This is a genomic window from Nonomuraea sp. NPDC050451 (assembly GCF_044458585.1).
Genome location: NZ_JBITHZ010000029.1, coordinates 1 through 12734, shown reverse-complemented (window position 1 = coordinate 12734; position 12734 = coordinate 1). Strand labels below are relative to the sequence as shown.

Here is a 12734-nt window from a genome sequence, read left to right as displayed (position 1 = left end):
CCTACCGGCGGCCGCGGAACGTGCGCCGCAGGTCGTCGACCCACTCCCCGGGGATCTCCCACGGGATGAAGTGGCCGCCGTGGTCGTGGACGGTCAGGTTGACGTGGTTGTACCAGGCAGCGCGGTCGCTGCCGAGGAAGTGGCGGACGCGCTGGTCGGTGGTGACGCCGGGCGGGTTTTCGTAGCCCACGAACGTGATGCCGGTGGGGGCCTCGATGGGCGGCTGCCGGTCGTGGGAGGGGGTCCAGGGGTAGCGGTTGTTGTTGGCATAGGTGCGTATCGAGGTGCCGATCGAGTTGCTCACCCAGAAGATCATGGCGTGGGTGAGCAGGTCGTCCTTGGTGAAGACCGACTCCAGGTCGCCGCCGTGGTCGCTCCAGCTGATCCAGCGCTCCAGGATCCAGGCGAGCATTCCGGCGGGCGAGTCGGTCAGGCCGTAGGCGAGCGTGCTCGGAGCCAGGACGTGGGCGGCGAGGTGGACGGCGAAGCGCCTGTCGAGGGCGACGATCCGGGCGTGGACGTCGGCGGGCAGGCCGTCGGGGATGGGCTGCCCGCCGCTGAGGTCCCAGGCCCGGTCTCCGTTGAAGAACGTGAGCTTCTGCCCGGAGCCGATGTGGATGCCGTGCAGCTCGGCGGCGTATTTGTGCCCGAGCTGGCCCGTGACCAGGGCTCCGACGTCGCAGCCCGCGGCGGCGTACTTCTCGTGGCCGAGAACCCGGGTCATGAGGGTGTGCCAGAGGTCGGCGACCTTCCAGAAGTTCATGTCCGGGTGGTCCGGCAGCGGCGTGGAGAAGCCGAAGCCGGGGAACGAGGGGACGATGACGTCGAAGGCCTCGGCCGGGTCGCCGCCGTGCGCGCCGGGGTCGGCCAGCGGGTCGATGACCTTGGACCAGTGCCAGAACGTCCACGGCCAGCCGTGGGTGAGGATCAGCGGCGTCGGGCACGGGCCCACGCCGGGCTTGCGCATGAAGTGCACGGGGACGCCGTCGACCGCGACGCGGTAGTGCTCGTAGGCGTTGATCGCGGCCTCGGCCTTGCGCCAGTCGTAGCGGGTGTGCCAGTAGTCGACGAGCTCCCGCAGGTAGGCCCGGTTGACGCCGTAGTGCCAGTCGTCGTTGCCCGCGTCGTCCGGCCAGCGGGTCAGCTCCAGGCGCCGCCGGAGATCGGCGAGCACGTCGTCGGACACGTGGATCGGCTCCGGCTCCAGCGGGCTCCGGGCTTCGTCGCTCATCGTCGTCTCCTGCGCAGCTGTCATCGACGGCAAAAATATATCAGAGATTTATTTAAGTTCGTGATGTATCTGGTGGGAGGGCGAGGCCGAGGTCGGCGATGAAGCGGGCCAGGCCGACGCGCTTGCGGAACAGCTCGTGCAGGTCGTCGGTGACCGGCTCGCCGAGGCGTTCAACGGGGATCGCGGTGAAGGCGCTGCGCAGGACCAGCGTGGTGACGTACCCGGCCGCGGCCTGGCCGGCGGGCACGCCCTCCTCGGCCAGGCCCCGCTGGTACGCGGCCAGGATCGCCCGATGGATCACGGGCAGCTCGCCGGGCTCGGTCAGGCCGTCGTGGGCCAGGCCCACGAGCAGCTGGCCGAGGTCGAAGCCGATCGGCACCGGGTCCTGCCAGCCCCAGTCGATGGCCACGAACCGGCCGGGGTCGTCGGCGGGCACCAGGAGGTTCTGCGGCCCGGCGTCGCCGTGCGCCATGGTGTGCGGCAGGCGGTCCGCGGCCGCGAGCAGCGCGGGGATGCGGCGGGCCAGGGTGTCCAGGTCCATCTGCAGGAGCGGGTCGGCGTGCGCGGCGACGAGCGGGTGCCGCCAGAGGGCGGGGTCGCGCAGGATGGGCAGCGCGTGTTGCGTGACCAGCTGGCCGACGTAGGTCCGCAGCGCCGTACGGGGGCGGGAGTCGTCGGCCGGACGCAGCCCGGCGAGCCGGCCCAGCGCGCGGGCCGCGGCGGCGTACCTGGTCAGGTCCCACTCCCCGGGGGCGGCGCGGACGTCCTCCAGCCACAGGTCGAGGCGCTCGTCGCCGAGGTCGTCGATCAGGAAGAGGCGGGGCAGCCGCAGGCCGGGCGGGAGCGGCAGACCGGAGGTGTACACCTCGGCCTCGGTCCGCCACGGGAACCCGGCGACGAACTCCGTTCGGGCGGGCTCGGGGATCACGCCGATGTTCACCCAGTGCCGGGCGGAATGGAGGGATTTGACGAAGAAGGACCAGGCGCGGCCGCACGTGGTCGTGCCGCTGACCCGGCGCAGGCCGCCGGTGGACGGGGTCCCGGACGTGTGGTCGATCGGTTCCACTCGGATGGACTCCACCTCGGCGCCCTCATTGTCCAGATATTTCCGGACAAGAGGGGTGAGGTGGGTGCGGGATGGGATCGGGGTCATGGGCAGAACCCTGTCCCGCCCCGCGAGGTCCCGCATAGAGCATGGCCTACTCAAATGTTCGCCCGTACCATCCCTCTGTGCGTCATCTGTGGCCCTTGCGCGCGGCGGAGGCCGCTGCCCAGTCCGCGGCCGCGTACCGGCGGCACGGGCTGCCGCGACGGCAGCGGGCCGCCGAGACCCGCGCGTGGCGGCTGGCCCGCCGCTGCGAAGGCGCCCGCACCCCGGCGCTGACCGGCCTGGCAATGCCGCAACTGACCGCCAGGCAGCGGCAGATCGCCCAGCTGGCCGCCTCGGGCCTGAGCAACCAGGACATCGCCGACCGGCTGGTGCTCTCCCGCCGGACGGTCGCGAACACGCTGGTGCAGGTCTACGAGCGGACCGGACTGAACAGCCGGGCCGAGCTAGCCGACATCCTCTTCACCTGACCGGGACAGCCGGCCGGTCGAGCCGGATCCGGCAGGCGGGCTGACGTAGTGGTGGAGCAGCGCCGGCTCACCGGCCGCGTTGAGCCAGCGGGCGCGGCTGCTGCCGACCCTGCGCCAGCCGGACCGTTCGTAGAACGCGATGGCGGCCTTGCCCTCGGAGGAGACCTCCAGCTTGAGAGGGGTCTCGACTGCGGCGCGCACGGTGTCGAGGAGCCGCGTGGCCAGGCCGCGCCCGCGGGCGGCGAAGGTGACGAACAGGCGGGTGACCTCCATGTCCCGGGTGAGCGCCACGTGGCCGAGCACCGCCTCCCCCTCGACCGCTATCCACGCCCTGACCAGGCCGTCCGGCGTCAGCCAGCCGGCCGGGTCGCGTGGCCAGTCCACGGGGTAGCGGTCGCCGGCCTGGACCTCGGCGAGGGCCTTCGTGCAGGCGTCCAGGTCATCGGGGGTTCTGTCGCGGATCTCCACACGGGCCAGCCTATGAGGGCCGGCGTCCAGGCAGCGGGCGGGCCGCCGGTCACGAGGGGATGACCGGCAGCAGGAGGCGGCTCGGGCGCGGGGCGTCGTGGAAGACGGTCTGCCGGGCCGGACGCAGGTCCTCCTGCCCCGCCTTGAGCACCTGGCCGGTCGAGCCGAGCGGGAAGCGGAAGAGCGCCGGCTCGCCGGGGGTGAGCGGCACCTTGATCAGGTTCGGGAACGGGATCTCGGGGAAGGGCGCCTGACCCGTGGTCGTGGGATATCGTTAAACCGCTTTAACCGCGGGGATGGGGGGATGGATGCCGCGCCGGGCCGTTCCTGAGGATGGTCAGCCTCGTCCCTCGACGATCCGGGACGTGGCCAAGCACGCCGGTGTGTCGGTGGCGACCGTGTCGCGGATCCTGTCGGGCTCGTACCCGAGCGCTCCCGCCACGCGGAGCAAGGTGATGCGGGCGGTCCGGGAGCTCGACTACGTGGCCAACGCGCACGCGCGGGGGCTGGCGGGGGCGCGGCCGAAGAGCGTGGCGATCGTGGTGAACTCGGTGGTGTCGCCGCATTACGCGCATGTGGCGCAGGGGGTGCAGGACCAGGCGGTGCGCGAGGGCCGGCTGTGCATCGTGGGCACCACGGGCGGGGACGCCGAGCGGGAGCTGGCCATGGTGCGGCTGCTGCGGGAGGAGCACGCCGAGGCGGTGATCCTGGTCGGCAACATGCCGATCGACGACGCCTACCGGGAGCGCATGGCGGACTACGCGCGGGCGCTGGCGGTGGCGGGGTCGCAGCTGGTGTTGTGCGGGCGTCCGGCGCTGGGGGAGGAGGTGCCGGCCATCGTGGTGGAGTACGACAACACCGGCGGCGCCCATGCCATCACCAGCCATCTGCTCTCGGCCGGTCACCGGCGGATCCTGTTCCTGGGGCGGCGGGCCGGTTACACGACGCCGGAGAGCCGGATCGCGGGCTACCGGTCGGCGCTGGCCGCGCACCGGGTGGCGCATGACCCCGGGCTTGAGGTGGACAGCGTGGTGATGGACCGGCGCGACGGCTACCGCATGATGCGGGAGCGGCTGGACGCGGGGCCGCGTGACTTCACCGCGGTCTTCGCCGGGAACGACCTGCTGGCGGCCGGGGCCCGGGCGGCGCTGCGGGAGCGCGGCCTGCGGGTGCCGGACGACGTGTCGCTGGTCGGCTTCGACGACCTTCCCCCGGCCGACGACATCGATCTGACCACCGTGCACGTGCCGCACGAGGAGCTGGGCCGTACCGCTGTGCGGCTGGCTCTGGACACCGACGCGGCCGGGACGAGCCGGCACGTGATGCTCGGCACCCACATCATCGTCCGCGACTCCGTCCGCCCTCTCCTGCACGTCTGAGGCGAAGTTAAACCGTTTACACTCGTGTGCCGCACCGCCCAGAGATCGGCCCAGGTGGATGCCGTAGTATCCGGTTCATGTCCTCCCCCCTGCGCCTCCCGCCCGCCGACCCGCGCCTGTCCGACTTCACCGGCTGGACCCGCGCCCACTGGGAGAGCGTGGCGGACCACCTGCTCGACTCCGTGGTGCCGTACGCCACGGACAGCTCCGCCCAATATCGCCTGCCCGGGCGGGCGAGCCGGTCGGGCACCGTCAGCGACGGGCTGGAGGGGTTCGCCCGCACGTTCCTGCTCGCGGCCTTCCGCATCGCCGGGGCGGGCGGCGAGGTGCCGCCCGCCCTGCTGGAGCGCTACGCCGCGGGGCTGGTGGCCGGCACCGACCCCGCGCACCCGTACGCCTGGCCGCCCCTGACGGACATGTCGCAGCCGCTCGTGGAGGCCGCCTCCATCGCGCTCGCGCTGCACGAGACCCGGCCCTGGCTGTACGACCGGCTCTCACCGGCGCAGCAGGAACGGGTGGTCGCCTGGCTGGCCGGGTTCGTCGGGCGGCGCACGCCGGACAACAACTGGGTGCTGTTCCAGGTCGTCGTGGAGCAGTTCCTCGCCGAGGTGGGCGGGCCGCACGACCCCGGCGAGATCGCCGGCGGGCTGGAGCGGATCGAGGACTGGTACGTCGGCGACGGCTGGTACTCCGACGGCAAGGGCAAGAACTTCGACTACTACTCCGGCTGGGCGATGCACCTGTATCCGTCGCTGTGGGCGCGGATGGCCGGCGACACCGCCCGCGGGCGGCTCTACGCGGATCGCCTGCGCCTGTTCCTGGAGCACTACCAGCACCTGTTCGCGGCCGACGGCGGGCCGGTGCACCAGGGGCGGTCGCTGATCTACCGGTTCGCGACGGTCACGCCGCTCTGGCTGGGCGCGCTGACCGGCGCCTCGCCCCTGCCGCCGGGGCGGACCAGGCGGATCGCGAGCGGCGTGCTGCGCCACTTCGTCGAACGCGGCGCCCCCGACGAGCGCGGCCTGCTCACCTGCGGCTGGTACGACCCCTTCCCGCCCGGCACCCAGGACTACTCCGGCCCAGCCTCGCCGTACTGGGCCAGCAAGGCCTTCCTCGGCCTGCTGCTGCCGCCCGAGCACCCGGCCTGGACGGACGCCGAGGCGGCCGCGCCCGTCGATCTCGCCGACCAGGTCGTGGCGATGCCCCCGCCGGGCTGGCTGCTGCACGCCACCCGCGAGGACGGCGTCGTCCGGCTGGTCAACCACGGCAGCGACCGCGACCGCGTCCAGGACCCCGCGGGAGCGCCGGACCCGCACTACCTGAGGCTCGCCTACACCAGCCACACCGGTCCCGACATCGGCGAGCAGGCGGTCGACGGGCAACTCGCCGTCGTCTCACCCCAGGGGACTACCTCCCGGAGGCGCCGCATCGAACCCCTCGCCGTGGGCGAGCGCTTCGCCGCCTCGGCGTACCAGGACGGCCCCGTCCGCGTGGTGACCGCCTCCGTGGTCGACGGCGCGGCCGAGATCCGGATCCACCAGGTCACGGCCCCTGCCGGACACCAGGTACGCGACGGCGGCCACGCCCTGGCCGATCAGCAGCCGCCCGAGAGCCGGTCCGAGGATGCCTGGGCGCTGGCCCGGCGCGCCGATGGCCTGACCAGCGTGATGCGTGGCCTGCACGGCTACACGGGGGCGGGCCTGGCGAGCGCGCACGGCGTGAACGCCTTCGGGGCGCACTCCGCCACGCCGTACCTGACCGGCGACGCTCATCCGGGCGGGACCGCCGTGTACGTCAGCCTGGTCCTGCTTACGGCGGCCGGACAGGAGCCGCTCGCGCCGCAGGTGCGCGTGAACGGGGACGAGGTCACCCTGCGGCCGGCCGCCGGGGATCCGATCACGGTCCGCCTCGGCGCCGTCTCCGAGGTCGTCGAAGGGCGTACCGCGACGTCATCCGCCGTCGGGGGCGTCGACAGGATCGCCCGCCTCACCTCGGATGACCAGGAGTAGACACCGCCGACCTGGGGCCGTTCGCCGCCAAGCCGACCTCGGTCAGCGGCGGGCAGCAGGAGGCGGCGATCGAGGCGTGGACGTCGGCTGACGGCACGACCACCGCGGGGGTCTGGGAGTGGACGCCCGGCACGTTCACCGCCGTGCGCGACGGCCACCACGTGCAGTGACCCGACGGGGTAGTTCGTCCTACGAATTGTAAGGCCTTTGAATGTTACCCTGAACGCGTGGAAAAGCATGATGATGATGGCCGGCTCGGGGTGGTGGCCGCGCTGGTGCGGTCGACGTTCCTGGTGAACGCCGTGTACGCCGAGTCCGCCAGGGAATATGGCCTCACCTCGCAACAGGGGCAGTTGTTGTGCGTGCTGATGGCGCAGCCGTACGGCATGAGCGAGCTGGGCGCGACGCTGGGGCTGGCCAAGTCCAGCCTCACCGGCCTGGTGGACCGCACCGAGCGCAACGGCCTGGTCCAGCGCAGGCCCGACCCGCACGACTCGCGCGCGCTGCGGATCGCGCTGACCAGGAAGGGTTCCGAGCTCGCGGCGGAGTTCTACACCGAGACCTGCAGGCGGATCGAGACCTTGACGACGGGCCTCCCCGACGCCGACCGCGACACCCTCGCCGGCCTGCTTGGCCGGGTCGTGCAGGACAACAAGGTGCCCGTGGTCTTCCTGGAGCCCGGTGAGGGAGCCCACACTTAAGCCGCCCCGGGTTGCAGTTCGTGTAGCGAACTAATATGGTTCGTAGCACGAACTCAACCTTTTTTGTTGATCGGGGCGTCCAATCATGAGTCGTAAAGTAGTGGTGGTCGGCGGCGGTTACGGCGGTTCGGCGCTCGCCAAGGCGCTGGACGCCGAGGCGGAGGTCGAGGTCGTCCTCGTCGATCCCCGTGACGCGTTCTTCAACACGGCCGGGTCGCTGCGGGCGGTGACCCAGCCGGACTGGGGGAGCAACATGTTCTTCCCCTACAGCGGGTTCCTGACCCGGGGCACGGTGATCCACGACCGTGCGGTTTCCGTGGATCCCGGCGGTGTCACCCTGGCCTCGGGGCAGCGGGTCGAGGCCGACTATCTGGTCCTGGCCACCGGCTCCAGCTACACCTACCCGGCCAAGCCCGTCGCCGACTCCACCGAGCAGGTCCTGGACGACCTCCGCGGGACCCACAAGGAGCTGGCCGGTGCCGGACGGGTGCTGATCCTTGGAGCCGGCCCGGTCGGTCTGGAGCTGGCCGGGGAGATCAAGGAGGTCTGGGCGCACAAGCACGTGACCGTCGTCGACCCGGCCGAGCAGCTGATGCCCGCGTTCGAGCCGCAGCTGCGCCAGGACCTCCACCGCCAGCTCGACGAGCTCGGCATCCACCTGCGGCTGGGCACAGAGCTGACCGCGCCGCCGGCGACCGGGGCCGGCCAGGCCGAAACCTTCACCGTCACCACCGCCGGCGGGGAGGAGATCACCGCCGACATCTGGTTCCGCGCCTACGGCGTGCGCGTCAACAGCGACTACCTCGCCGACGGCCGGCTCACCACCCGCACCCCGCAGGGGCAGGTGCAGGTCACCGAGACGCTCAACGTCCGCGGGTACGACCACGTCTACGCGATCGGCGACATCACCGACATCCCCGAGGCCAAGATGGCCGGGTACGCGATGCAGCACGCCGAGGTGGTCGCGGGCAACATCATCGCCCAGCTGCGCGGCGAGCGGCCCACGGCCGCCTACCGGCCCTTGCCCCACCCCATGATCCTGCTCCCGCTCGGACCGCGCGGGGGCGTCGGCCAGCTGCCCAGCCCCGACGGCCCGGCCGTCGTCCCGGCTGAGACGGTGTCGGCGTACAAGGGCGCCGACCTGTTCACCGGCCGCTTCACCGAACAGTTCGGCTCCGCCTGAGGGAGTCGCGCGCCCGAGGCGTGATCATGAAATTCGAAAAGGAAAGGCAGAACCTTGTCCGGACATGACGTCGTCTTCGGCTTCGGCGCGCACAGCAGCGTCGACGAGGCGCCGGAGCTGCTGCGCATGGCCCAGCAGGCCGATCGCGAGGGGCTCGACCTCCTGTCGCTGTCGGACCACCCCTACATCGGCAGGCGCCTGGACGCGTATGCCGCCCTCGGCTTCATCCTGGGGAGTACGCGGAACATCGCCGGCCTCGTCAACGTCACCAACCTGCCGACCCGCCCCGCTCCCATGCTGGCCAGGACCGTCACGTCGCTGTCGGCGCTGTCGCAGGGCCGCGTCGTGCTGGGCATGGGCGCGGGCGGGCTGTGGGACCGGATCGCCGACATGGGCGTGCCCCGGCTGTCGCCCGGCGCCGCCGTGGACGCCTTCGAGGAGGCGATCGTCCTGGTCAAGAAGCTGTCGGGTGGCGGCCCGCCGGTCACCTACCAGGGCCGCCACTACCAGGTGCACCAGATCGAGCCCGCTCCCGTGGCCGCGCCCCCGGTGTGGACGGGATCGAACGGCGCGAAATCCCTGGCCGCCACCGGCCGGGTGGCTGACGGCTGGCTCCCCGGCCACGCGGCGGACTGGCTCAGCGAGCGCTACCGGACCTCGCGGCCGATCATCGACGAGGCGGCGGCGGCCGTGGGCCGGGATCCACGCGAGATCCGTACGATCTACAACTTCCCGGGCCGCATCACCGGCCGGCCGCTGCCCGCCACCCGTGACGGCGACGGCCGCTGGATCGGCGGCTCCGTCGACCAGTGGGTCGAGGAACTGACCGGGGCCGTGCTGGAGCACGACGCGTCGGGCTTCATCCTCTTCGCGGCCGGTCACGGCGCTGTCGACCTCGTCACCCTCGGCCGCTGGGCCGGGGAGATCGTCCCGGCCGTGCGCGAGGCGATCAAGGCCTCTTGAGGCGGCGCGTCAGCCGTACGCCCGGGAAGAACGTGAGGGCGTAACCCGCGAAGAGCAGGTCCACGACGAAGAACGCCCCCAGGGCCCAGAGGTCATGGCTTCCCGGGGCGTAGACCTTGCCGCCGTCGTGGCCCGTGTACAGGGCCGGAGCCTGGTCACCGGCCGACAGCTCGTCCTCGCCGGGGCCGTGGATCCAGGCGTCGGCGACCCGCAGGCCGCCGTCGTCCGAGCGGAACGATCCCTCCCACGAGCAGATGCCGTGTTCGGAGCATTCGAGATGTTCGGCGGTGAACGTCCCCGCCGTGCCCTCGCCGCGCGCCGCCCGGATCTCCGGCGCCACGGCGAGCACGGCGAAGTACGCGCACACCACGGCCAGCGCCAGCATGCCGAGGCCGTAGAGCTCGACGATCCCGAGCCGGAGCCCGCCCCCACGGGCCTCCGCCTTCGCCCTGCGCGGCTTCTCGGCTAAGCCGCCGGGCCCCCGTCCGTTCCGCAACGCCCACCTCCCGGTCGGGTGTGTGCTTCCCCTCCAGCATGCACCCGCCGGGAGGGCTTCGCGGCGCCGGCCCTTCCCCTCACGAGCGGTCCAGGGCTCGGGCGGACGACGGGAGACTCAGCCGAGCAGCTCCGAGACGGTGACGAAGCGGTACCCGTCGCCGCGCAGGGTGGAGATGAGCTGTCCGATGGCCGCGCGGGTGTTCGCACCGCTCGCGTACCAGGGGATGGAGCAGGATGATCGAGCCCGGCCTGGCCTGCGCGCGGACCTCGGTCACGATCTCGGCGGGGACCGGGGTGCGGCCCGAGTCGGGCTCGACGTCCCACATGACGGTGTGCCGGTCGTGGTCGGCGAGATAGAGGGGGAGTGCCAGCAGCTTCTTGCCCCGTCCCCGAAGGCGGACGCGTCGGCGGACAGGTAGGAGCCATCGCGGAGGTGGTTAGACCATCGGTGGGGACAGTCTGATCAGCGCCGCAGGGGAGGGCCGGGGCGCATCCCCGTCATGGGACTCCGCCCCGTGTGGGTCACGCTTTGGGCGTGGCAAGGAGACGGAGGACGGTCGCGAACAGCTCGGGCGGACAACGCTCCGGGGTTACCAGGGTGAGCAGGCGCATGCCGAGGTCGAGAGACTTCAGAATGGCATCGGCCTGCTCGTACGGCAGATCGCCCAGTCCGCTGCCAGGGACCGCCAGCGGGTGGCGACTCGGGACTTCGGCAGGCGCGAACACCATGGCGACGAGCTGCTCACGCAGGACCGGATCACGGGTGGCATGGATCATGAGCTCGATGGTCATCTGGGCGAACGTGTCCTGATCGCCCGAGCGAACCTGCTCGGCCCAATGGTCCGCGAACTCCTCTACCAGTTCGGCCGCGTCCCGCCCGCTGTGGAGCATGCGATCCGCCTGGGCCCGCGCCTCCTGTCCGAGACGGTGCCGCATGACCGCCAGCAGCAGGTCCTCCTTGCCGTCGAAGTTGGAATAGACGGCACCCTTCGTGAGGCCGGCCGAGGCGGCGACCTCGTCCAGGGAGGCGCCGTGGATCCCACGTTCCGCGAACACCTTCTCCGCGGCCTGGAGCAACTTGAGCCGGTTTCGCTCGCGCTGCTCCTGCCGGGTGAGCCGTTCCGTCACGCGCCGCCCCCTTCCTGCTGTTGACATCCCACAGCGTACATGGATACTGGTCGGTATCTGAATACCGATCAGTATTTGAGAGGCAGTGATGACCACACGCCGAACACTCCTGAAGTCCGCCGCCGTTGCGGGAGGACTCGCGCTCTCCCCAACCCCCGCGTCGGCAGCGACATCACGGCGGAAAATCCTGGAAACGGCCGATCGGCTGTTCACCTCGGGCGACTTCACCGCCGCGGACAGGCTCTACCGGAAAGTGCTCACCAGCGATCCCGACCACGTGCACGCACTTGCCCAGCACGCCTACCTCACGCTCCTGGCCAACCGGCAGCCCACGGCGATCCGTCTGCTGAAGCAGGTGCTGCGGCTCGAACCTGGACATACCCGCTCCTTGAGTAACCTGGCCAACGCGCTGTGGCGCGCTGACCGCTTCGCCGAGCTGGCCGAGATCCTTCCCTCAGTGAAGAAGGACGGCCCCACGGCGACGGTGGAGCAACTGAGGAACCTCGCCGGGCGCAAGCCCTACGACGTGGCCGGTCCCAAGATCGTCAAGATCCCGTTCGCAGCGACGGATCCGCTGCCGATGATCGAGGCGTCGCTGAACGGCGCCCCACCCGAGCTGTTCTTCCTCGACACCGGCGCGCTGTTCGCACTCAACGACGACTACGCCGACGAGCTCGGCATCCCCACCTACGGCTACACCACCGGCAAGACGGTATACGGCGAACACAAGGCGTACCAGGGACGCGTGGGCCGCCTCGCCTTCGACGGCGGCCTGCGCATCGACAACCTCCCGGTTCACACCATCCCGGACGCCATTCGCCTCACCGCCCCCGACGGCAGGGTCACCCGGGGCGCGATCGGCACGAGCGTCCTGGCACGGTTCCTGTCCACCATCGACTACCCGGACCAGGCGCTCATCCTGCGCCGGAACAAGCACACGTCCATACGGGCACGGCACAGCACATCCATGTGGTTCCTTGGCGACCACTACCTGCTCTCCCACGGCACCGTGAACCACCTGGACCGGATGGTGTTCTTCATCGACACCGGAGGCGGTGACATCGGCTTCACCGCTCCCCTCTCCACCTTCGCCGCCGCCGGGATCGAGATCCCGGCCGGCGAGGGGCTCCATCCAGTGACGGTGCCCCGGCTTGCGCTGGGCTCGGCCGTCCGCCACGACGTGTCCGGCCTGGCCGGGGCGTTCCCGGAGTGGTTCGAGAGCGACTTCGGCTTCCGTATCGGAGGACTGCCCACGCATCAGTTCTTCCAGCCGTACGCGCTCACCTTCGACTTCGTCCGCATGCGGATCCTCATGGATCCGACAGCCTGACATTCTGCGCCGCACAGAAGGCACGAGGCGGCTTACCGTCATGGTCACGACGTAGGCGACCGCGAACCGGAGGTTTTCCAACCTGCCGGCGCTGCCAGAGCCGGGCGTCGGCAATCGTTATCTTGGGTAGTCAAGCGAAATAGCTGGTCAGGCGCTTGAAGGTCTGTCGGGCACGTCAGACACCTCAGGCGCCTAACGTGTCAAGCGGCGGCGGTGAGGTCGGTGGGGAAAGCCGTGTTCTCGTCGAACAACTTGCGGTTCTGGAG

At 71.1% G+C, this 12734-nt stretch carries 14 protein-coding genes; 8 read left to right on the top strand and 6 right to left on the bottom strand.

Translation table 11 applies throughout. The features are described from left to right. Nucleotide 1: 1 nt before the first annotated feature. Nucleotides 2-1231 carry an epoxide hydrolase family protein gene (locus ACIBI9_RS49310; RefSeq protein ID WP_397233765.1) on the bottom strand — a complete coding sequence of 410 codons (1230 nt, stop codon included), beginning with the start codon at nucleotides 1229-1231 and terminating at the stop codon, nucleotides 2-4. Nucleotides 1232-1283: 52 nt separating this feature from the next. Then, a complete protein-coding gene (locus tag ACIBI9_RS49305) occupies nucleotides 1284-2384 on the bottom strand; it encodes a hypothetical protein (protein ID WP_397233763.1) in 1101 nt (366 codons plus the stop codon). Between the two features lie 77 nt (nucleotides 2385-2461). Between ACIBI9_RS49305 and ACIBI9_RS49300 the strand changes: the two genes are divergently transcribed. Beyond that, on the top strand, nucleotides 2462-2809 hold the full coding sequence (locus ACIBI9_RS49300; RefSeq protein ID WP_397233761.1) for a response regulator transcription factor: 348 nt from the start codon (nucleotides 2462-2464) through the stop codon (nucleotides 2807-2809). Here ACIBI9_RS49300 and ACIBI9_RS49295 read toward each other — a convergent pair. Continuing rightward, complete coding sequence (locus ACIBI9_RS49295; protein ID WP_397233759.1) at nucleotides 2786-3277, bottom strand: GNAT family N-acetyltransferase; 492 nt, start codon at nucleotides 3275-3277, stop codon at nucleotides 2786-2788. The genes ACIBI9_RS49300 and ACIBI9_RS49295 overlap by 24 nt on opposite strands. 49 nt (nucleotides 3278-3326) lie before the next feature. After that, nucleotides 3327-3488, bottom strand: coding sequence for a hypothetical protein (locus ACIBI9_RS49290; RefSeq protein ID WP_397233757.1), 162 nt, complete (start codon nucleotides 3486-3488; stop codon nucleotides 3327-3329). 154 nt (nucleotides 3489-3642) lie between these two features. Between ACIBI9_RS49290 and ACIBI9_RS49285 the strand changes: the two genes are divergently transcribed. The 5 genes from ACIBI9_RS49285 (at nucleotide 3643) to ACIBI9_RS49265 (ending at nucleotide 9512) form a co-directional block, all read left to right on the top strand. Further along, entirely contained in the window at nucleotides 3643-4656 is a 1014-nt protein-coding gene (locus ACIBI9_RS49285) for a LacI family DNA-binding transcriptional regulator (RefSeq protein ID WP_397233755.1), read from the top strand. A gap of 77 nt (nucleotides 4657-4733) precedes the next feature. Then, complete coding sequence (locus ACIBI9_RS49280; RefSeq protein ID WP_397233753.1) at nucleotides 4734-6665, top strand: DUF2264 domain-containing protein; 1932 nt, start codon at nucleotides 4734-4736, stop codon at nucleotides 6663-6665. A 227-nt stretch (nucleotides 6666-6892) separates the two neighbouring features. Next, nucleotides 6893-7366, top strand: coding sequence for a MarR family winged helix-turn-helix transcriptional regulator (locus ACIBI9_RS49275; RefSeq protein ID WP_397233751.1), 474 nt, complete (start codon nucleotides 6893-6895; stop codon nucleotides 7364-7366). Nucleotides 7367-7451: 85 nt separating this feature from the next. Then, complete coding sequence (locus ACIBI9_RS49270; RefSeq protein ID WP_397233749.1) at nucleotides 7452-8549, top strand: NAD(P)/FAD-dependent oxidoreductase; 1098 nt, start codon at nucleotides 7452-7454, stop codon at nucleotides 8547-8549. Nucleotides 8550-8603: 54 nt separating this feature from the next. Further along, a complete protein-coding gene (locus tag ACIBI9_RS49265; protein ID WP_397233747.1) occupies nucleotides 8604-9512 on the top strand; it encodes an LLM class flavin-dependent oxidoreductase in 909 nt (302 codons plus the stop codon). On the opposite strand, the gene ACIBI9_RS49260 is transcribed toward ACIBI9_RS49265, so the two are convergent. Next, on the bottom strand, nucleotides 9499-10008 hold the full coding sequence (locus ACIBI9_RS49260; RefSeq protein WP_397233745.1) for a hypothetical protein: 510 nt from the start codon (nucleotides 10006-10008) through the stop codon (nucleotides 9499-9501). The two genes, ACIBI9_RS49265 and ACIBI9_RS49260, sit on opposite strands and share 14 nt — an antisense overlap. A 236-nt stretch (nucleotides 10009-10244) precedes the next feature. Here ACIBI9_RS49260 and ACIBI9_RS49255 point away from each other — a divergent pair, with 236 nt between their 5' ends. Next, a complete protein-coding gene (locus ACIBI9_RS49255; RefSeq protein WP_397233743.1) occupies nucleotides 10245-10367 on the top strand; it encodes a hypothetical protein in 123 nt (40 codons plus the stop codon). A 165-nt stretch (nucleotides 10368-10532) separates the two neighbouring features. Here the strand turns inward: ACIBI9_RS49255 and ACIBI9_RS49250 are convergent, their stop codons facing one another. Then, the gene (locus ACIBI9_RS49250) at nucleotides 10533-11138 is read right to left on the bottom strand and encodes a TetR/AcrR family transcriptional regulator (protein ID WP_397233740.1); all 606 of its coding nucleotides are present in this window, start codon (nucleotides 11136-11138) and stop codon (nucleotides 10533-10535) included. Between the two features lie 88 nt (nucleotides 11139-11226). Here ACIBI9_RS49250 and ACIBI9_RS49245 point away from each other — a divergent pair, with 88 nt between their 5' ends. Continuing rightward, entirely contained in the window at nucleotides 11227-12468 is a 1242-nt protein-coding gene (locus tag ACIBI9_RS49245; RefSeq protein ID WP_397233738.1) for an aspartyl protease family protein, read from the top strand. Nucleotides 12469-12734: the final 266 nt, after the last annotated feature.